The 18,012-nt window shown below is 64.0% G+C and carries 16 protein-coding genes; 9 read left to right on the forward strand and 7 right to left on the reverse strand.

The annotated features are described in order from the left end of the window. Nucleotides 1-35: 35 nt before the first annotated feature. The 3 genes from NKH73_RS27440 to NKH73_RS27450 all read right to left on the reverse strand — a co-directional run bounded on the left by NKH73_RS27440 (nucleotide 36) and on the right by NKH73_RS27450 (nucleotide 3,836). On the reverse strand, nucleotides 36-1,052 hold the full coding sequence (locus NKH73_RS27440) for an ABC transporter permease (RefSeq protein ID WP_352937595.1): 1,017 nt from the start codon (nucleotides 1,050-1,052) through the stop codon (nucleotides 36-38). Next, nucleotides 1,049-2,641, reverse strand: coding sequence for a sugar ABC transporter ATP-binding protein (locus tag NKH73_RS27445; protein ID WP_352937597.1), 1,593 nt, complete (start codon nucleotides 2,639-2,641; stop codon nucleotides 1,049-1,051). Before NKH73_RS27445 ends, NKH73_RS27440 begins: the two co-directional genes overlap by 4 nt. A gap of 244 nt (nucleotides 2,642-2,885) precedes the next feature. Further along, nucleotides 2,886-3,836, reverse strand: coding sequence for a substrate-binding domain-containing protein (locus NKH73_RS27450; protein ID WP_352937598.1), 951 nt, complete (start codon nucleotides 3,834-3,836; stop codon nucleotides 2,886-2,888). A 337-nt stretch (nucleotides 3,837-4,173) separates the two neighbouring features. Here NKH73_RS27450 and NKH73_RS27455 point away from each other — a divergent pair, with 337 nt between their 5' ends. Further along, nucleotides 4,174-5,601 carry a LuxR C-terminal-related transcriptional regulator gene (locus tag NKH73_RS27455; protein WP_352937600.1) on the forward strand — a complete coding sequence of 476 codons (1,428 nt, stop codon included), beginning with the start codon at nucleotides 4,174-4,176 and terminating at the stop codon, nucleotides 5,599-5,601. Between the two features lie 53 nt (nucleotides 5,602-5,654). On the opposite strand, the gene NKH73_RS27460 is transcribed toward NKH73_RS27455, so the two are convergent. Both NKH73_RS27460 and NKH73_RS27465 read right to left on the reverse strand, forming a co-directional pair. Continuing rightward, a complete protein-coding gene (locus NKH73_RS27460; protein ID WP_352937602.1) occupies nucleotides 5,655-5,894 on the reverse strand; it encodes an EamA family transporter in 240 nt (79 codons plus the stop codon). 17 nt (nucleotides 5,895-5,911) lie between these two features. After that, a complete protein-coding gene (locus NKH73_RS27465; RefSeq protein WP_352937604.1) occupies nucleotides 5,912-6,316 on the reverse strand; it encodes a hypothetical protein in 405 nt (134 codons plus the stop codon). Between the two features lie 32 nt (nucleotides 6,317-6,348). Here NKH73_RS27465 and NKH73_RS27470 point away from each other — a divergent pair, with 32 nt between their 5' ends. Then, the gene (locus NKH73_RS27470; RefSeq protein WP_352937606.1) at nucleotides 6,349-7,782 is read left to right on the forward strand and encodes a LuxR C-terminal-related transcriptional regulator; all 1,434 of its coding nucleotides are present in this window, start codon (nucleotides 6,349-6,351) and stop codon (nucleotides 7,780-7,782) included. A gap of 3 nt (nucleotides 7,783-7,785) precedes the next feature. Here NKH73_RS27470 and NKH73_RS27475 read toward each other — a convergent pair whose 3' ends face one another. Both NKH73_RS27475 and NKH73_RS27480 read right to left on the reverse strand, forming a co-directional pair. Further along, the gene (locus NKH73_RS27475; RefSeq protein WP_352937608.1) at nucleotides 7,786-8,793 is read right to left on the reverse strand and encodes an aldo/keto reductase; all 1,008 of its coding nucleotides are present in this window, start codon (nucleotides 8,791-8,793) and stop codon (nucleotides 7,786-7,788) included. A 125-nt stretch (nucleotides 8,794-8,918) separates the two neighbouring features. Further along, nucleotides 8,919-9,884: a LysR family transcriptional regulator gene (locus NKH73_RS27480; RefSeq protein ID WP_352937610.1), complete on the reverse strand. Its 966-nt coding sequence runs from the start codon at nucleotides 9,882-9,884 to the stop codon at nucleotides 8,919-8,921. Between the two features lie 134 nt (nucleotides 9,885-10,018). On the opposite strand from NKH73_RS27480, the gene NKH73_RS27485 reads away from it, so the two are divergent. The 7 genes from NKH73_RS27485 (at nucleotide 10,019) to NKH73_RS27515 (ending at nucleotide 18,009) form a co-directional block, all read left to right on the forward strand. Further along, entirely contained in the window at nucleotides 10,019-11,452 is a 1,434-nt protein-coding gene (locus NKH73_RS27485) for an amidase (RefSeq protein ID WP_352937612.1), read from the forward strand. A 56-nt stretch (nucleotides 11,453-11,508) separates the two neighbouring features. Beyond that, the gene (locus NKH73_RS27490) at nucleotides 11,509-12,804 is read left to right on the forward strand and encodes an ABC transporter substrate-binding protein (RefSeq protein ID WP_352937614.1); all 1,296 of its coding nucleotides are present in this window, start codon (nucleotides 11,509-11,511) and stop codon (nucleotides 12,802-12,804) included. Between the two features lie 85 nt (nucleotides 12,805-12,889). Beyond that, nucleotides 12,890-13,708 carry an ABC transporter ATP-binding protein gene (locus tag NKH73_RS27495; RefSeq protein ID WP_352937616.1) on the forward strand — a complete coding sequence of 273 codons (819 nt, stop codon included), beginning with the start codon at nucleotides 12,890-12,892 and terminating at the stop codon, nucleotides 13,706-13,708. After that, nucleotides 13,705-14,433, forward strand: coding sequence for an ABC transporter ATP-binding protein (locus NKH73_RS27500; RefSeq protein WP_352937618.1), 729 nt, complete (start codon nucleotides 13,705-13,707; stop codon nucleotides 14,431-14,433). Before NKH73_RS27495 ends, NKH73_RS27500 begins: the two co-directional genes overlap by 4 nt. A 4-nt stretch (nucleotides 14,434-14,437) precedes the next feature. Further along, the gene (locus NKH73_RS27505; protein WP_352937620.1) at nucleotides 14,438-15,325 is read left to right on the forward strand and encodes a branched-chain amino acid ABC transporter permease; all 888 of its coding nucleotides are present in this window, start codon (nucleotides 14,438-14,440) and stop codon (nucleotides 15,323-15,325) included. Nucleotides 15,326-15,332: 7 nt separating this feature from the next. Continuing rightward, nucleotides 15,333-16,415 (forward strand): branched-chain amino acid ABC transporter permease, encoded by a 1,083-nt coding sequence (locus NKH73_RS27510; RefSeq protein ID WP_352937622.1) that lies wholly within the window; start codon nucleotides 15,333-15,335, stop codon nucleotides 16,413-16,415. Between the two features lie 10 nt (nucleotides 16,416-16,425). Continuing rightward, nucleotides 16,426-18,009, forward strand: a complete 1,584-nt coding sequence (locus NKH73_RS27515; RefSeq protein WP_352937624.1) for a GMC family oxidoreductase — start codon at nucleotides 16,426-16,428, stop codon at nucleotides 18,007-18,009. The last annotated feature ends 3 nt before the right edge of the window (nucleotides 18,010-18,012 follow it).

Here is an 18,012-nt window from a genome sequence, read left to right on the forward strand (position 1 = left end):
GGCAGTTCATTCCATCGCAGCCTTCCCCCCTCGGATCACCGCCTCACCCGTGATTTCAGCCAGCGGTCGAAGGCTACCGCGAGGATGAGGATCAGGCCGATGACGATGCTTTGGGTGTAGGACGAGACGTTGTTGAACTGCAGCCCGTTCTGCAGCACGCCGATCAGTGCCGCACCCACCACCGTGCCGCCGACCGAGCCGATGCCGCCGAACAGCGAGGTGCCGCCGATGACGACGGCCGAGATCACCGTCAGCTCGTAGCCGATGCCGGCGACGGCTTCCGAGGAATTGAGCCTGGCCGACAGAACGAAGGCGGCAAGGCCGGCGAAGAAGCCGACGATGACATAGACCGAGATCAGGATGCGGTCGACGCGCAGTCCCGACAGCCTTGCTGCCTCGGCATTGCCGCCGACGGCGTAGACGGCGCGGCCGTAGCGCGTGTAGCGCAGCACGATGTGGCAGAGGATCGCGGCAATCGCGAAAATGATCGCCGGCACCGGAACCGGGCCGATCAGGCCGGTGCCGAACCAGCGCATCGAGGCATCGAAGCCCGAGATCGGGCCGCCATTGGAGATCGTCAGCGTCAGGCCGCGAAACACGGTGAGACCGCCGAGCGTGACGACGAAGGGCGGCACCTTCAGCCTGGTGATGGCAAAGCCCTGGACGCCGCCGGCCAGCGCGCCGACGACAACAGCGGCCAGAAGTGCGGCGGACCAGCCATAGCCTTGCGCGCCTGATGTCGACAGCGACAGCGTGTTGGCGGTGCCGCCTTTGGCCACCACCGCTGCGACCATGCCGCAGAAGGCCAGCAGCGAGCCGACCGACAGGTCGATGCCGGCGGTGAGGATGACGAAGGTCATGCCGAGCGCGATCAGCCCGGTGATCGAGATCTGCCGCATGATGTTGAAGATGTTGATCGGGTCGATGAAGCTCGGCTTCAGCACGGTGAAAACGACGATCAGCAGCGCCAGGAACATCAGCGGGCCGAAGCTCATCAGCAGGCGCGCGACATTGACGCCGCCGCGCTGGCTCGGTTCGATGGTGCTGGTCATTGCATTGCTTCCTGATTCCGGGCTTCCTGCGTTTGGTCGAGCGCCATCAGTTCCATCAGTTTTTCCTCTGTCGCCTCGATGCCAGGCATCTCGCCGGTGATGCGTCCGCGCCGCATGGTGACGATCCTGTCCGACACTGCAAGCACCTCGGGCAATTCGGAGGAGATCATCATGATGGCGATGCCGCGCGCTGCGAGCTGCACCAGGATTTGATGTACCTCGGCCTTGGCCCCGACATCGACGCCGCGCGTTGGTTCGTCCACAATCAGCACCTTGGGATCGCGCGCCAGCCAGCGGGCAAGGATGACCTTCTGCTGGTTGCCGCCGGACAGTCCCTCTATCGGCTGCTCGGGCGAGGCCATGCGGATCGACAGGGTCTTCCTGTAGCTTGCCAGCGCTTCGCGCTCGCGCCGCTCGGCCATGAATCCGGCGGCGTTGGAGTAGCGGCCGAGTGCGGCGATCGAAAAATTGGTCAGGATGCCAAGCGCGGCGAAGATCGCCTGATGCTTGCGGTCTTCCGGCACCAGGCCGATGCCGAGCGCGATGGCGTCGGCGGGCGATGCTGGCGCGATCGGCTTGCCGTCGAGCGTGATGGTGCCGGCGGCAATGCGGTCGGCGCCGAAGATGGCGCGGGCGAGCTCAGTGCGGCCGGAGCCGACGAGGCCGGCGACACCGAGGATCTCGCCTGCCTTGAGATCGAGGTCGACGCCTTCGAGCACAATGGCGTGCGGCGCCTGCGGATCGCGCACCGTGCGCAGGCCGCGCACGGAAAGCCTGACGTCGCCGGCAACGTCGCGCTGCGTCGGCCTGGCATAAAGCTCGGATGCGGCGCGGCCGACCATTTTCTCGATGATTTTCGGCAGCTTGATCGGCCCGCCATCGCGGTCGAGATGGCCGGCCAGCCTGCCGTCGCGCAGCACCGTCATGCGGTCGCAGATCGCAGACGCCTCTTCCAGCCGGTGGGTGACGAACATGATGGCGACGCCGTCCTTGCGCAGCCGATCCATGATCGACATCAGCTTCTGCACTTCGGTTTCGGTCAACGCCGAGGTCGGCTCGTCCATGATGATAAGACGGCTTTTCAGCGACAGCGCGCGGGCGATCTCGACCAGTTGCTGCTCGGCGACAGACAGTGCCGACACCGGCGTCGCCGGATCGAGGTCCAGACCGACCCGGGCGATGATGCCGCGGGAGTCGTCCTCCATCTTGCGCCAACTGACCAGGCCGAGCGGCCCGAGCGGCGCACGGCCGATGAAGATGTTCTCCGCCACCGTCAGCGTCGGGATCAGGCTCAGTTCCTGGTAGATGGTGACGATGCCGAGCCGCTTGGCATCCTGCGGGTTGTGCGGATTGAATTCGACGCTGTCGAAAACGATGCGGCCGCTGCTAGGCGGCATCACGCCGGACAGTATCTTCAGCAGCGTCGACTTGCCGGCGCCGTTCTCGCCGAGCAGGCCGAGGATTTCGCCGGCCCGGACCTCGAGCGAGACGTCGCTGAGTGCGGTCACGCCGGCGAAACGCTTGGTTACGCCCTCGACGGCGAGGAGGGCGGGAGGTGGCGATGGCGCAGTGGCTTCGGCTGGAGACAAAGGTCGCTCCTTGAATTCCGATTCATACGCAGGCTGGCGGGACAGCGCCCCCCTCTGTCCTGCCGGACATCTCCCCCACAAGGGGGGAGATTGGATGTCACCTTGGCTTTCGCCAATCTCCTGCGTTGCAAAAAGGCGCTATCGGCGAAGCTGCCGATCTCCCCCCAAGTGGGGGAGATGCCCGGCAGGGCAGAGGGGGGCGCGACAGAACGCTACTTTTGCTGCTGCGCGCACTTTGTGTTCCCTACTTCGTCTCGCCGAGCCTTTCAGCCTTGTCGAGATTGTCCTTGCCGATGACGATCGGCGTCAGCAGCACGAGCTTTTCCTTGGGCTCGGTCTTGTCCTTGGCATAGGCGACGGCGATCTGCACCGCGGTGCGCGACTGCTCGCCGGGGAACTGTTCGACCGTGCCGGCCAGCTTGCCGTCGCGCACGGCGACCAGCGCTTCGGGAAGCGCATCGAAGCCGTAGATCTTGACGTCGGTGAAGTTGCGCGCCGCGCAGGCTTCAACGGCGCCAAGCGCCATGTCGTCGTTGGCGCAGATGATCGCGTCGGGCTTGCCGTTGGCGGCAAGGCCGGCTTCGGTGACGGACAGCGCCTCGGCGCGGGCGAAGTTGGCGGTCTGCTCGAAGACGATCTGGTATTTGTCCTTCAGAGGATCGAGAACGTTGTGCACGCCCTTGTTACGGTCGATCGCCGGGCCGGCACCTGGCTGGCCTTGGAGATGGAAGATTTTGGCGCCGTTCGGGAACGCCGCCACCATGGCCTGCGCCTCGGCCTCGCCGCCCTTGACATTGTCGGCACCGACATGGGCCAGGATGCCTTCGACGCCGTCGACGCGGCGGTCGATGGTGACGACGGGAATGCCGGCCTGCACCGCCTGCTCGATGGCCGGGGCCAGCGCGTTGACGTCGAGCGGCGAGATGACGATGGCGTTGACCTTCTGCACAAGCGCCGCCTCGATATCGGCAGTCTGCTTGGGCGCCGAATTCTGGCCGTCGCTCTCGGTCAGGTTGACGCCTTGCGCCTGCGCCTCCGCCTTGATCTGGTTCAGCATGTGAACGAAGAACGGAAAGCCGAGGCTGGGTACCGAACCCAGGATGGTCAGCTTGTCCTGGGCAAAAGCCAGTTGCGGAGCGGTCAGCGCCAATGTGCTCATCGCCACGGACGACAGCAAGAATTCACGTCTGTTCATCAATTTAGTCTCCTCCACCATGAGCGCACGACCCCGAAAACCGGAATGGGTCTCCGGCAGGTTCATGCGTCGATCTCGAAATGGAGTGTCTTTGAGCGCCCAAGGGGACGCAACGGCGCTCCAGCCGGTCCACCGCGACGTTCTCCTCCGCTCGGTGCCTGCGGGCGGATGCTAGCCAAGGCCGGAGGTTTGCGCAAGAACGGGAAATCGAATGGAGCCGCGTCCGAAGGGCGACGGCACAATCGGTCAGATGCGGTGTTTTGGGTTCTCCATTTGTAGTATCCTGCGTCGGCAGCCAGTTGAATTCATTTCTCCGTCCGGTGGCAGGAAATTTGCCGTGAACCGCATCGCGACGTCTTCGCCAGCTCTCTCCGACCGCGAGCGCGCGGTCGCGGAGAAATTTGCCGCCGGCCTGACCTATCGCGAGATCGGCGAGGCGTTGTTCATCGCTCCGTCGACCGTGCGCACCCATCTTGCCTCGATCTACGATAAGCTTGGCGTTCGCAACAAGGTCGCCCTCGCAGCGCATTTTGCCGGTGCCTCCGGCACCCGGCCAGAGGGGCAGCCACCCTTTTCGGACGCTCCGCCGGTGCTCGCCATGTTTCCGATCGAATGCTTGAATTCGGAAGAGCGTTGGCGCCGCTTCGCCGACGGCCTGTCGTCGGACATCACCATAGATCTGGCGCGATACGCGGATTTGCCTGTCATCGCCTTCCACACGATGAAATCACTGGGCAGCAAGCCAGCCGATTTCGCGGCGGACGGCAAGGCGATTGGGGCTACCTACATCGTTTCGGGCCAGTTGCGCGCCGACGATCAGAGGGTTCGCCTGACGATCGAGCTTGCCGACGCGGGCAATGGCGTCAGTCTCTGGAACGAGCGCTACGACCGCCCGGTCGAGGATATTTTTGCGCTGCAGGACAGCCTGACCGAGAACGTCATCAATGTGCTGGCCGGCAGTTTCGGCACGCTCGGTACCGTCGGCCGCAATGCGGTTCGCCGCAAGCCGCCAGCCAGCCTGCGGGCTTACGACTTTTATCTGCTTGGCGTCGAGCAGCACAACATGTTCAGTCGCGCCGGAAATGCGGGGGCAATCCGCCTGCTTTCACGAGCGCTTGAACTTGACCCAACTCTGGTCAGAGCCTGGACCGAGCTTGCCTATGCCTATTCCATCGAGGCCTGCAACGGCTTTGGCGACGATGTGCCGGGCTCAATCGAGAACTGGCGGGCGGCGGTCGAAAACGCCTTGCGCCTCGACCCGACGGACAGCGCCGCCCACACCTGCCTTGGTGATCTCAAGGGATGTCTCGGCGACTTTGAGGGGGCAGAGCGCGCGTATCAGCGTGGCTTCGAATACGGCTCCAATCATGCCGACACACTGGCGCTGCTGGCCGGCAGCAGGGCCCTTGTCGCCGGCGATCCGGCCGAGGCGATCCCGCTCATCGAGCGCGCCATGCGCCTCAATCCGCTGGCCCCGCCCTGGTATTTCGGCATGCAAGGCCGCATCCTGTTCGTCGCCGGCAGGCATCGTGAGGCCATCGCAGCGCTCCGCAGGAGTTCGCCGGATTCTCCGAACGTGCTGATGTTTTTGGCGTTGGCGCAAGCAGCCGTGAGCGAGACCGGCGAGGCGGCCAGGATTGCAGCCCGCCTGAAAGCAGAATTCCCGGACTTTTCGGTCGAACGCTTCATCGCAGCCTATCCCGTGACAAACCCGCATGCGGTGCAAGCCATACGCGACGCCGCAAAGCTGGCAAGGCTCGGTTGAGGCCTTGATCTTGAGCCGAGGAGGCCGCGACCACGCATGGCCCCGATAATCTCTCAGTCCGCCATCGCCGGCTTGCTGATTTCGGATTTGTCGGTCGTCATCGACAGCAAGGTGATTGATCCAAATACAAATGCAGCGCCGACTGCTCCGACCGGCGACAGCCGCTCGCCCAGAAATATTGCCGCGCCAATCGCTCCGAACACGCTTTCCGCGCTGACGATCACCGCGGCATGGCTGGCAGACGTAAAGCGTTGGGCAATCGTCTGGTTTTCTCGACAAAGCTTGCGCCGCAAAGGGCGGATCGCTGGGTCTAGCGGGCGGCGAACTTATCCGACCGTTTGCAATACGGGCGGACGCCGACGGGGACGATCTCATAGCCGGCGTGGTTCAACTGGAGCTTCATCTCCTCGAAATGCCGCTTTGAGCCGCTGACGATCGATTCAGGCGTGTAGTCCCAGCCATTGCGGGCGGCATTGGCCAGGATGTCGGCATAGAGGCGCATGCTCGTGATTTTCACATCCGATTCCAGCACCTGCCTGCATCCTCTTGCGAACGACGGCGACTGGGCGGCTGAAAGACTCAAGATCGTGCATGCCAGCACTATGGAAACAGGACGCATGGAAACCTCCCCTGATTGCAGCTTGTTGCGGAAACGATCTTGCAACGCGTGCGCCTGCGGCGGGATCGGGCAGATGCAGTATTCGGCCTCCCGCATTTGTAGTATTCTGTCCTGGGGCGGTTTTCATCATGACGGTCAATGACGCTTCGAAAGCGCAGACGCTCGATGCTTTGTCGGGCCGTGAGCGCGCGGTCGCGGAAAAATTCGCAGCCGGCATGACCTATCGCGAAATCGGCAAGGCACTTTTCATTGCCCCGACCACTGTTCGTACCCATCTTGCGGCCATCTACGATAAACTTGGCGTGCGCACCAAGATCGGGCTTGCGGCGTACTTTGCCGGCCCTTTCGGCGCCCGCTCGGACGGGCCGTCATCGGATGCTCCGCCGGTGCTCGCGATATTTCCGATCGAATGCCTCAATTCCGAAGAGCGTTGGCGCCGCTTTGCCGACGGCCTGTCGTCGGACATCACCATAGACCTGGCACGTTACGCGGGCTTGCCTGTCATCGCCTTCCACACGATGAAATCGCTGGGCAGCAAGCCGGCCGATTTCGCGGCGGACGGCAAGGCGCTCGGCGTCACCTATATCGTATCGGGCCAGTTGCGCGCCGACGACCAGAGGGTTCGCTTGACCATAGAGCTTGCCGATGCCAGTAGCGGCGTCAGCCTGTGGAGGGAGCGCTACGACCGCCCGTTCGAGGACATTTTCGTGCTGCAGGACAGCCTGACCGAAAGCATCATCAATGTGTTCGCCGGCAGTTACGGAACGCTCGCCACCGTCGGTCGCAACGCGGTTCGCCGCAAGCCGCCGGCCAGCTTGAGGGCCTATGACTGTTATCTGCTTGCTCTCGAACAGCACACTACGTTCAGCCGCGCCGGAAATTCCGAGGCGATCCACCTGTTTTCACGCGCGCTGGAGCTTGATCCTACCTTCGCCAACTGCTGGGCCGAACTCGCCTATGCCTATTCGGTCGAGGCTTGCAACGGCTTTGGCGACGACGTGCTGACGTCGATCGAGAACTGGCGGACGGCGGCCGAAAACGCCTTGCGCCTCGACCCGACGGACAGCTGCGCTCACGCATGCCTTGGCAATGCCAGGGCATGCCTTGGTGATCTGGAAGGAGCGGAGCGCGCACACCGGCGCGCACTCGAATACGGCTCCAACCACGCCGGCATACTGCTGCTGCTGGCCGGCAGCAAGGCGCTTGTCGCCGGCGACCCGGCCGAGGCGATCCCGCTCATCGAGCGTGCCATGCGCCTCAATCCACTGGCCCCGCCCTGGTATTTCGGCATGCAAGGCCGCATCCTGTTCGCCGCCGGCAGGCATCGCGAAGCCATTGCGGCGCTCCGCAGGAGTTCGCCGGAGTCGCCGGACGTGCTGATGTTCCTGGCGCTCTCGCACGCGGCCGTGGGCGAGGCCGGCGAAGCGGCGCGCGCCGCGGCCCGCTTGAGAGCCGAATTTCCAGGCTTTTCGGTCGAACGCTTCATCTCAGGCTATCCCGTGACCAACCGGGACGCGTTGCTTGCCATCCGCCACGCTGCCGGACTGGCGAAGCTTTCGTAGACCTTACCGATCGATCATCGCCATGACTCGTTCGTTGTAGCGCGGTCCGGCGACCTTGCCCGGCGCCAGCGCGTCATCGAGCGCCTGCATTGCGGCGCTGTCGAGCTTGACCGCCGCAGCGGCGACGTTCTCTTCGAGATATTTTCTGCGCTTGGTGCCGGGGATCGGCACGATGCCCAACCCGAAGTCGCTGCCCTTGTGCAGCAGCCAGGCCAGTGCGATCTGGCCCGGCCTGGCGCCTTGGGCCGTGGCGATGTCACGGACAATTCCGGCCGCCTTCACATTGGCTTCGTAGTTAGTGCCCTGGTAGCGCGGATCGCCGCGGCGAAAGTCGCCCTCGGGATAGTCCTCGGCGCGCTTGACCTCGCCGGTGAGAAAACCGCGGCCTAGCGGCGCAAACGGCACCAGGCCGATGCCGAGTTCGCTGAGCAGCGGGATGATCTCCGGTTCCAGATTGCGTTCCCACAGCGAATATTCGCTCTGCACCGCCGACACCGGATGCACGGCGTGCGCGCGGCGGATGTTGGCCGCACCGGCCTCCGACAGGCCGAAGAAGCGCACCTTGCCCTCGGCGATCAGCTCGCCGACAGCACCCGCCACGTCCTCGATCGGCACCGCCGGGTCGATACGGTGCTGGTAAAGCAGGTCTATATGGTCGATGGCGAGCCGGCTGAGCGAGCCTTCCACCGCCTCCCGGATATGCTCGGGCCGGCTGTTGCGGTCGGTGCCGATTTGCTTGCCGTTTTCGATGCGGAAGCCGAACTTGGTGGCGATCGTCACCTCGTGGCGCTGTCCTTTTAGCGCACGGCCGAGCAGTTCCTCATTGGTGTGAGGGCCATAGACCTCCGCCGTATCGAGGAAGGTGCAGCCGAGCTCGATGGCACGATGCAGCGTGGCGATCGACTCCGCCTCGTCGGCGGGTCCGTAGGACTGGCTCATGCCCATGCAGCCGAGGCCGATCACCGATACCTGCAGCCCCTGGCTGCCCAGCTTGCGTGTACCCAAGGTCATGGATGAGATCTCCGGATAATGTCGGGGTTCGTGTGCGTCAGGACGATATAGAGCGTTCGCTCAGTTTCTACAGGCGCCAAGCTGTGGGCCAATCGCACGATCGCGTGAGCCGAGGAGGATCACCGTCAGCCTTTCCTGGCAACCAGCAGCAAAGGCTCGCGCTCCGGCGTCGTCACCGAAAAGCCGGACGGGCCGACCGTGTCGAAGAAGCGGTGGAATATGTCGATGAAGACCCGCACGAAGAGCGGCTTTGCCGAACCGTACATGTCGGCCACGATCAGCGTCGGTGGCGGCAATTCGTCGAAGATCGGTTTTCGAACGATCTCGTCGCCATCGGCGGTGGCCCGGCCGATCGGCCGCATGTTGAGGATGGCCATGCCGAAGCCCGAGGCGACGGCTGAGCGGACCGTTTCATAGGAGCGCGTGCGAAAGCGCACCTCCGGTCGTTTGGCCAGCACGTCGAACAAGGTCAGGAGATAGGTTGCGGTGTGCGGCAGATCGAGCAGGACCAGCGGCCGCTCCGCCAGTTCCGCCAGCCAGATGCCGTCGCGCGCGGCGAGGGGATCATCCGCATTGAGCACGGCGTGTGCCGGCACCTTGCAGATGCGGGTGACGCTGTCGATACCGATCGGCCCGATGTCGTAGAGAATGGCCAGGTCGATCTGACCGGCGACAAGCCGTTCCTGCAGCTGGACTTGGTCGGCCTCGACCAGGTCGATCTCGACATCGCCGACGCTGTCGAGATAGCTGCGCAGCATTTCCGGCATGAACAGCGCCCCGAACGGCTCGAAACAGCCGATGCGCAAGACTTTCGGCACGCGGCCGCTGAGATCGCCGATGGAACGGTTGAACTCTGTTTCCGCCGCCAGCATGACGCGGGCTGCGGCGACGAAGCGTTGGCCGGCCGGCGTGATGGAGACGCCGCGCGCCGGCCGCCTGTCGAAAATACGCGCGCCCATCTCGGCCTCGGCCAGCGTGATCGCCGCCAGAATGGAGGATTGCGAGATGTAGAGCGATTTGGAGGCCGCCAGCACGCTGCCGAGGCGAGCGACCTCGCAGACATAGCGCAGCTGGCGGATCGTCAGGTTCATCACAGGCCATTATTACATTTAATAGCGCATGTTACTCAGAATAATACATTTTGTGGAAGTGAAGAAACGCGCCAAACTGCCTGTGCTGACAAGGCTGCCACGAGAGCGGCCATGGAACGAGGGGTTCGCACTGCATGCCGAATGGGATCTCTCCCATTGCCGACGCCGATGATCTGTGCCGCCTGAGCGCCGCGGAACTCAACGCCGCTTATCACACTGGTGCGCTGTCGCCCGTCGAGGTGACGATGGCGGTGCTTGATCGCGCTGAAGCGATTAATCCACTTTTCAACGCCTTCACCCTGGTCGACCGCAAGGCTGCGATCGACGCCGCCGGCGCTTCCGAAAAACGCTGGCGGGGAGGCGCGCCGCTGTCGGCGGCCGACGGCATACCGACGACGCTGAAAGATATCGTCTGGGTCGAGGGCTGGAGCGTGCGCTATGGCAGCAGGACCACGCCGGCGGCGCCTTGCGACAGGGATGCGCCCGCCGTTGCCCTGCTGCGCCGAGCGGGCACCACCTTCATTGGGCAGACGACGACGCCCGAATTCGGCTGGAAGGCGATCACCGACAGCGGACTTTGCGGCATCACGCGCAATCCCTGGAATGCCGAGAAGACGCCCGGGGGTTCTTCCGGCGGCGCGGCGGTAGCGGCCGCCACCGGAGCCGGCGTCTTCCACCTCGGCACCGACGGCGGTGGATCGATCCGGATCCCGGCTTCGTTCACCGGCATCGCCGGGCTGAAGCCGACCTTCGGCCGCGTGCCGGCCTATCCGTCGAGTGCGTTTGGAACCGTCGCTCATATCGGGCCGATGGCGCGGAGCGCGGCCGATCTTTCTGCTATGGCGGAGGCGATGTCCGGCCGCGATCTCAGCGACTGGCAGCAAGGCGCGGGAACGCTGACGCCGCTCGGGCGGATCGAGGCGACGCTGGAAGGCGCCCGGATCGGCTATTGGTCGAAGCCGGCATCCGGCGCGCTGGATGACGAGATTGCCGCGGCGATTTCGCAGGCGCTGAAGCATTTCGAGAGGTTCGGCGCAACGGTCGACGCGGTTGACCTTCCGGGCGGCGATCTTCTCAGTCTTTTCCAACACCACTGGTTCACCGGCGCCGCTGCGCGTCTGGCCCTTATCCCTGAGACCGAACGGGCAGGCATCGATCCGGGTTTCCTGGAGATCGCCCGGGTCGGGGCGGCGTTAGACGCCAAGGCACTGGTTGCCGCACAGTTACAGCGCGGCGAATTCGGCGCCGCCATGGACCGTCTGCTCGACGCCTATGACTTCATCGTTTCGCCGGGGACATCGGTTCCGGCCTTCGATGTCGGGCTTGAAGTTCCCTCGGGCAGCGGCCTGTCGCGCTGGACCGAATGGGCGGCGTTCAGCTATCCGATCAATCTCAGTCAGCAACCGGCCTGCGTCATCCCCTGCGGCATGACGGCGGCGGGCCTGCCGGTCGGCTTCCAGATCATCGGCGCGCGCGGCGATGATGCCCGCGTGCTTTCGGCGGCGGCCGACCTGGAAGCCGCATTTCGGCCGCTGACGCAAACGTTTGGCCTGAAGGATGTCGCCTGACCCGTTTCGTATGAAGAACAGACCATAACCGACGACAAAAAAAGGGGAATTTTGCCATGATCAACAGACGTGCAATGCTGCAAGGGGTGGTCGGCGCGGGAGCTGGCGCTGCTCTTCTTGCCGACATGAACAATGCGGCGATGGCCCAGGACGCCACCCCCATTCCGGTCGGCTCGGCCCTGCCGATGTCCGGCATCGCCGCCGCCGACGGCATCGAGTTCAAGAACGGCCTCGACCTCGCCGCCGAGGAGATCAACGCGGCAGGCGGCATTCTCGGCCGGCCTGTCGAAATCCACATCGAAGATACCAAGGAAATGGGCGCCGACCTGGTCAGCCAGTCGATGCAGCGCCTGATCGACCGTTTCACCGCACCGGTCATCATCAACGGCTACAATCTCGGCACCAACATGATCGAGATGGACGTCGCCGCCGACAACGACGTCATCATGATGCACTACAACACGCTGATTTCGCACAACGAGAAGTTCAAGACCGACCCGGCCCGCTACTACAGCTCCTTCCAGGGCGACCCGCCGGAATTCTGGTATGGCCCCGGCTGCCTGAATTTTCTGAAGACGTTGGCCGCGGACGGCAAATGGAAGGCACCGAACAAGAAGATCGCCATCATCCCGTCGGCCAATGAATATTCGATCGTCATCGCCAATGCGATCCGCGACAAGGCCGCCGAATACGGATTCGAGGTCAGCCTGTTCGAGACGGTTCCGTTCCCGACCAACCAGTGGGGTCCGACATTGGCGAAGCTCCGGCAAGATCCGCCGGCGGCGATCCTGGTGACGCATTTCCTGCCGCAGGACCTGGCGCAGTTCATGGTCCAGTTCCTCGCCGAGCCGATCAACAGCCTGATCTACATGCAGTATGGACCGTCGTTGCCGGCGTTCCGCGAGATCGGCGGCGAGGCGGTCAACGGCGTCGTCTATTCGACGGTGATCGGTTGCCTGCCTGACGATTTCTCCAAATCGTTCCGCGAGAGCTACCGGGCGAAGTTTGGTCCGAACTCCGCTTACATCACCGGATCGCAGACCTATGACGGCCTGTGGATGTGGGCGCTTGCCGCGGCAATCGCCGGTGGTCCGGGCGAGCCGTTCAACAAGGAGCAGACCACCAAGGTGGCCAACGCCATGAAACGGCTGGTCTATCGCGGGGTCAACGGCACCTACCGGGCCGATCCGGCGGGTCAGTCGGCCTTCTGCTACCCGACGCAGGTGGCGGATCCGTCGCTCGGCATGCCGCACCAGTTCCTGCAGCATCAGGATTACAAGACCGATCCAAAACTGATCGCGCCTGTGCTCTACGCGACGGACGACTTCATCCTGCCGCCATGGATCAAATGAACCGGAGGAACGGACGCGCCAAACCAGCCGGGTCAGGTGCCCGGCTGGTTTCCACGAGGTCAAGACGTGATGCCAGAGGCGAAGGATGACTGAGGCCGCAGGCCCGATGCTGGTTTGTGACAGCGTCGTCAAACGGTTCGGCTCGCTGGCCGCCGTCGACGGCGTGTCGATGGTGGTCAATCCGGGCGAGATCGTCGGCATTGGTGGGCCGAACGGCGCCGGCAAGACGACCTTCTTCGATGTGGTGACCGGCATTACGCCGGCCAGCAGCGGCCGGGTGCATTTCGGCGATACCGAGATTTCGACCCTTGGGGCGGATCGCATCTGCCAGCTCGGCATGGCCCGGACCTTTCAGCTCAATGCCGCCTTCGACAGCTTGACCGTGCGCGAAAATATAGAGATCGCTGCCTATTTCGGCCGCCAGCGGCGAAGGCTTGCCGGTTTCCGCCTGGGCGGGGATGTCCAGCAAGCGACGATGGAGGCTCTGGACTTCGTCGGACTTGCGGCCAAGGCTGAAGAGACCGTGGCGCGGCTGCCGGTGCTCGACCGCAAGCTCCTGATGATTGCCGGTGCCATCGCCACCAAGCCGAAGATGCTGTTCCTGGACGAGCCGGTTGGCGGGCTCAACGTCGCCGAGATCGACCAGATCATGGCGATGGTGCTGAAATTGCGCGACCAGGGACTGACCATCGTGCTGATCGAGCATGTCATGCGCTTTCTCCTGGCGCTGTCCAGCCGCGTCATCATCATGCACCATGGCAAGGTCATTTTCGAGGGCAGGCCGGACAAGGTGGCCGAGGACCAGACCGTCGTCGAAACCTATCTGGGACAAGGCACCCAGAAGCGGCTGAAGAAATTCTTCGACGACCAGGCCGCAACGCATCCGGTCGAGGGGGCGCAATGACGAGCGCAGCCGCCAAACCGCCCGTCCTGCAGCTCGACGCCATCGTCTCCGGCTATGACGGCCTCGAGGTCCTCAAGGGCATTTCGCTGACTGTCCATGCCGGCGAGTTCGTCACCGTCGTTGGCCCGAACGGACATGGCAAATCGACGCTTCTCAAGACGATCTCAGGCCTCGTGCCGCTACGCGGCGGGCAGATCAGCATCGACGGCCAGCGCCTGTCCGGAAAGCCACACGAAACGGCGATGCTGGGCGTCGCCCACGTGCCGCAGGGCGACATGCTGTTTGCGCAGATGAGCGTGCTCGAAAACCTTTTGATGGGCGCCTATCTGGCGTCCGACAAGGCCGAGATCAAGCGCCGGCTGGACGAGGTCTACACGCTGTTGCCGAAGCTCGCCGACCGCCGCGACCAAGTCGCCTCGAGCCTGTCCGGCGGCGAACGGCGCATGGCCGGCATCGGCCGTGGCCTCATGATGGGCGGACGCATCCTGCTGATCGACGAGCCGTCGCTCGGCCTGGCGCCGCTGATCATCGATCAGGTCTACGGCGTGATTGCAGAACTGAGCAAAGCCGGCCGGACGATCCTCCTCGTCGAGGAGAACCCGGCACGGGTCGAGGACCTCGCCGACCGCCTGCATCTGCTCGACGACGGCGCAATCGTCTGGTCGGGCAAACCCGCCGAACTGATGGCGCGCGACGAGCTCCTCGCAACCTATCTGGGAGGCTGACGCGATGACCGACGTTCTCATGGCCATTCTCGTCGCCGGCTTCACCTCTGGAGCGCTCTATGCCCTGGCGACGGTTGGGCTGTCGCTGGTCTGGGGCTCGATGGGCATGCTCAACATGGCCCATGCAGCAATGCTGACGCTTGGCGGCTACGTCGCCTACACGGTGATCACCTCGCTCGGCCTGCCGATCGCGATCGGTTTTGCCGGCGCCATTCTCGTGGGCGCCGCGGCCGGTGCGATCCTTTATTTTGCGATCGTTCGCAATCTGTTGAAGAACGACAAGTCGACATTCGAAGCCAACGTCATGATCGCCACGGTCGGCATCGGCATTGCGCTGGAGAATGCCATCCTGCTGACCTATGGCGGACAGCCGCTCAAACAGCCGGTCTCGATCGCCGGCGCCTTCCGCCTCGGGCCGCTGACGCTGCCATGGCAAAACCTTTTGATCATAGCAGTCGTCGTCGTCATGATGGTGGTGGTTTCGCTGGCGCTCGGCCGCACGCGGATGGGTCGCGCGATCCGGGCGACGGCACAAAACCGCGATGCGGCCCAGCTGATGGGCGTTGCCGTCAACCGCGTCTATCTGCAGGTGCTGATGCTGTCCGGCGCGCTCGCCGGTATCTGCGGCGTCATGGTCTCGTCGATGACGCAATTGTCGCCGCCGCTCGGCAACGATCCGATGCTGAAAGCCTTCATCATGTGCGTCGTCGCCGGTCTCGGCAATCTGCCGGGCGCGGTCGCCGCCGCGCTTGGCCTGGCGCTGCTCGAATCCTTCGTCCAGTACGCCCTGGGTGCTCGCTGGGGCTTTCCGTCGCTGTTGTTCGTGGTCATTGCCGTGCTGATCTGGCGACCGTCAGGCCTCTTCGGCCGCGCCGAAATCCGGCGCATGTGAGGGCACCATGGCAGACACCAGATCCATGTTGCGCATGTCCCGCTCAGCCAGGACCGATCTTGCCATCAGCCTGGTTCTGATCGCTGCGGCGGTTGCGCTGCCCTTCATGATCGACAGCCGCTACATTCTCGGCCAGATCGTGCTGGCGCTGTTTTATGCAACGATCGCATCGCAGTGGAACCTTTTGTTCGGCTTCTCCGGCATCTTCTCGCTGGCGCAAATGGCGATTTTCGCCTTCGGCGGCTACGCGACGGCGATGTTCTGCTTCTATTTCGGCTGGAACGTGTGGGCAGCGCTTGTGCCCGGCGCGCTCGGCGCGGTGCTGTTCTCGCTCGTCGTCGGCCTGGCCTGCCTGCGGCTGACCGGCGTCTATGTCGCGCTGCTGACGCTGGCGATTGCCCAGACGATGTATCTGCTGATCGTCACCGACACCGAATGCTTCGTCATGGTCGGCTCGGTCTGCCGCCAGTTCACCGGTGGCGCCGTCGGTTTTGCGCGCTTCGGCGATCTCGGCACCAGGGCCTTGCTGAGAGCGCAGTGGTTGGTCGGCAACTATGCGATCATTGCGGTACTGTTCGGCATCACCATGGTCTTCACCTACGCGATCGTCAAAAGCCCGATCGGTCTGGCCTTCCGGGCGCTGAAGGATAACCCCGGCTACGCGGTGGCGCGTGGCGTCAACCGCTTCCAAGCGCAGCTTCTGGTCTTCGGGATTTCCGCCTTCTTCACCGGGCTGGCCGGCGGTTTCTATGCCGCGCATTTCCAGGCGATCGGCCCCGGCGTGCTGTCGATGTCGCAGCTGATGTTCATCATCGCCATCGTCGTGGTCGGCGGCGTCGGCACGTTCTGGGGGCCGTTGGTGGGCACGGTGGTGCTGGTCCTGGCCGACGAGCTAATGCGCGAGAGCGGCGAATTCCGCACGCTCGGCCTCGGTCTGATCATCGCGCTGTCGGTGGTGCTGATGCCGAAGGGGCTGGTGGGCCGCTTTGGCGATCTTGTCCGCTGGCTGACGCGCAAGCGCAGCGGCCCAACGGGCAGCAAGCCAGTGGTGAGCAACATTGTGCAAAGCCCGGCTGCGGCCGGAAAATGAGAGACCGACGATGTTCGACACGATCATAGTGGGTGCCGGCTCGGCCGGCTGCGTGCTGGCAAACCGGCTCAGCGCCGATCCTGCCCGCAAGGTGCTTTTGCTGGAGGCTGGGCGCGAGGCGCCGCTCGCCTCGGATGTGCCGTCGGACTGGCCGACCATGTTCAACACCGCCGTCGACTGGGGTTACTACACCGAGCCGCAGGCCGGCTGCCGCGGCAGGCGGGTATTCTGGCCGCGCGGCAAGATGATCGGCGGTTCCGGCGCGCTGAACGCGATGATCTATATTCGCGGCCTGCCGTCCGACTATGATGGCTGGGCCGCCATGGGCTGCCCCGGCTGGGCCTGGGAAGACGTGCTGCCGGTGTTCAAGGCCAGCGAAAGCAATGCCGAGCTTGGCAACGATCCGCTGCATGGCGCCAACGGGCCGCTGCATATCGGCAACGTCGGACATGTCGATCCCAACGAGCTTGCCTGGATCGAGGCCTGCAAGGCCGCCGGCTACAAGCACAATCGCGATTTCAACGGCGTCGAGCAGGAAGGCGTTGGCCTCTTCCAGTTCACCATCAAGAACGGCGAACGCTGGGGCACCGGCAAGGCCTATCTGCGCCCGGCGCGGCAACGCCCAAACCTCACCGTGAAAACCGGGGTGCTGGCGACGGGCCTGATCGTCGAGAAGGGCCGGGTCAAAGGTATACGCTATCTGGTCAACGGCGTGCCGGAGACTGCCTTTGCCGACAGCGAGGTGGTGCTGTCGTCAGGGTCGATCGGCAGCTGCCAACTGATGCTGCTTTCCGGCATCGGCCCTGCCGACGAACTTAGAGAGATCGGCGTCGATCCAGTCCACGATCTGCCGGGCGTCGGCAAGGATTTGCAGGACCATATCAACATTCCGATCACCTTCTACACCAAGGACAAGATCGGCGTCGGCGCCTGGACCGACGAGACGCTGCAGCGCGATTTTGCGGAGTGGCAGACCTCGCGCAGCGGGCCGCGCTCCTCGCCTTGGGTGGCGGCCGGCGGCTTCGTCAGAAGCCGACCGGATGTCGAACCGGACCTGCAGCTTTACGGCGCCATCAGCCCGCATCGCGACTATGTGCGCTTCCTGTCGTCGAAGCCCGGCATCACGCTACACACCACGCTGCAGCGGCCGGACAGCCGCGGCGAGATCCGCCTGCGCTCGGCCAATCCGGTCGAATATCCGGCGATCGACCCGCGTTACTTCGTCAGCGACGAGGACGGCTCGGATATCGCCACGCTGGTCGAAGGCATCCGCATCAGCCGCCGGATCGCGGCGCAGTCGCCGCTCAAAGAAATGCTGGTCGGCGAAATCACGCCGAGCGCCGAATGCGAAAGCGATGCCGAGATCGCCGAGTACATTCGCGGCCACTGCACGACGCTCTATCATCCGACCAGCACCTGCCGGATGGGCACCGATAAAATGGCCGTCGTCGACCCAGCGTCGATGAAGGTGCACGGGCTGGACGGGCTTTGCATCGCCGACGCATCGGTCTTTCCAAAAATGGTCTCGGGCAACACCAACGCGCCGACGATCATGATCGCCGAACGCGCCGCATCGATGATCCTGGGAGGATAGGAA

Origin of the sequence: Mesorhizobium sp. M0938 (assembly GCF_040319125.1) — a bacterium.
In the GTDB taxonomy this organism is placed as follows: Bacteria; Pseudomonadota; Alphaproteobacteria; order Rhizobiales; family Rhizobiaceae; genus Mesorhizobium; species Mesorhizobium robiniae.

What these genes read in the sequence shown, in the direction of transcription:
- NKH73_RS27440 (WP_352937595.1), bottom strand. Translation starts at nt 1,052, where the DNA reads ATGACCAGCACCATCGAACCGAGCCAGCGCGGCGGCGTCAATGTCGCG.
- NKH73_RS27450 (WP_352937598.1), bottom strand. Translation starts at nt 3,836, where the DNA reads ATGAACAGACGTGAATTCTTGCTGTCGTCCGTGGCGATGAGCACATTG.
- NKH73_RS27465 (WP_352937604.1), bottom strand. Translation starts at nt 6,316, where the DNA reads ATGCGGGAGGCCGAATACTGCATCTGCCCGATCCCGCCGCAGGCGCAC.
- NKH73_RS27470 (WP_352937606.1), top strand. Translation starts at nt 6,349, where the DNA reads ATGACGGTCAATGACGCTTCGAAAGCGCAGACGCTCGATGCTTTGTCG.
- NKH73_RS27475 (WP_352937608.1), bottom strand. Translation starts at nt 8,793, where the DNA reads ATGACCTTGGGTACACGCAAGCTGGGCAGCCAGGGGCTGCAGGTATCG.
- NKH73_RS27480 (WP_352937610.1), bottom strand. Translation starts at nt 9,884, where the DNA reads ATGAACCTGACGATCCGCCAGCTGCGCTATGTCTGCGAGGTCGCTCGC.
- NKH73_RS27485 (WP_352937612.1), top strand. Translation starts at nt 10,019, where the DNA reads ATGCCGAATGGGATCTCTCCCATTGCCGACGCCGATGATCTGTGCCGC.
- NKH73_RS27490 (WP_352937614.1), top strand. Translation starts at nt 11,509, where the DNA reads ATGATCAACAGACGTGCAATGCTGCAAGGGGTGGTCGGCGCGGGAGCT.
- NKH73_RS27495 (WP_352937616.1), top strand. Translation starts at nt 12,890, where the DNA reads ATGACTGAGGCCGCAGGCCCGATGCTGGTTTGTGACAGCGTCGTCAAA.
- NKH73_RS27500 (WP_352937618.1), top strand. Translation starts at nt 13,705, where the DNA reads ATGACGAGCGCAGCCGCCAAACCGCCCGTCCTGCAGCTCGACGCCATC.
- NKH73_RS27505 (WP_352937620.1), top strand. Translation starts at nt 14,438, where the DNA reads ATGACCGACGTTCTCATGGCCATTCTCGTCGCCGGCTTCACCTCTGGA.
- NKH73_RS27510 (WP_352937622.1), top strand. Translation starts at nt 15,333, where the DNA reads ATGGCAGACACCAGATCCATGTTGCGCATGTCCCGCTCAGCCAGGACC.
- NKH73_RS27515 (WP_352937624.1), top strand. Translation starts at nt 16,426, where the DNA reads ATGTTCGACACGATCATAGTGGGTGCCGGCTCGGCCGGCTGCGTGCTG.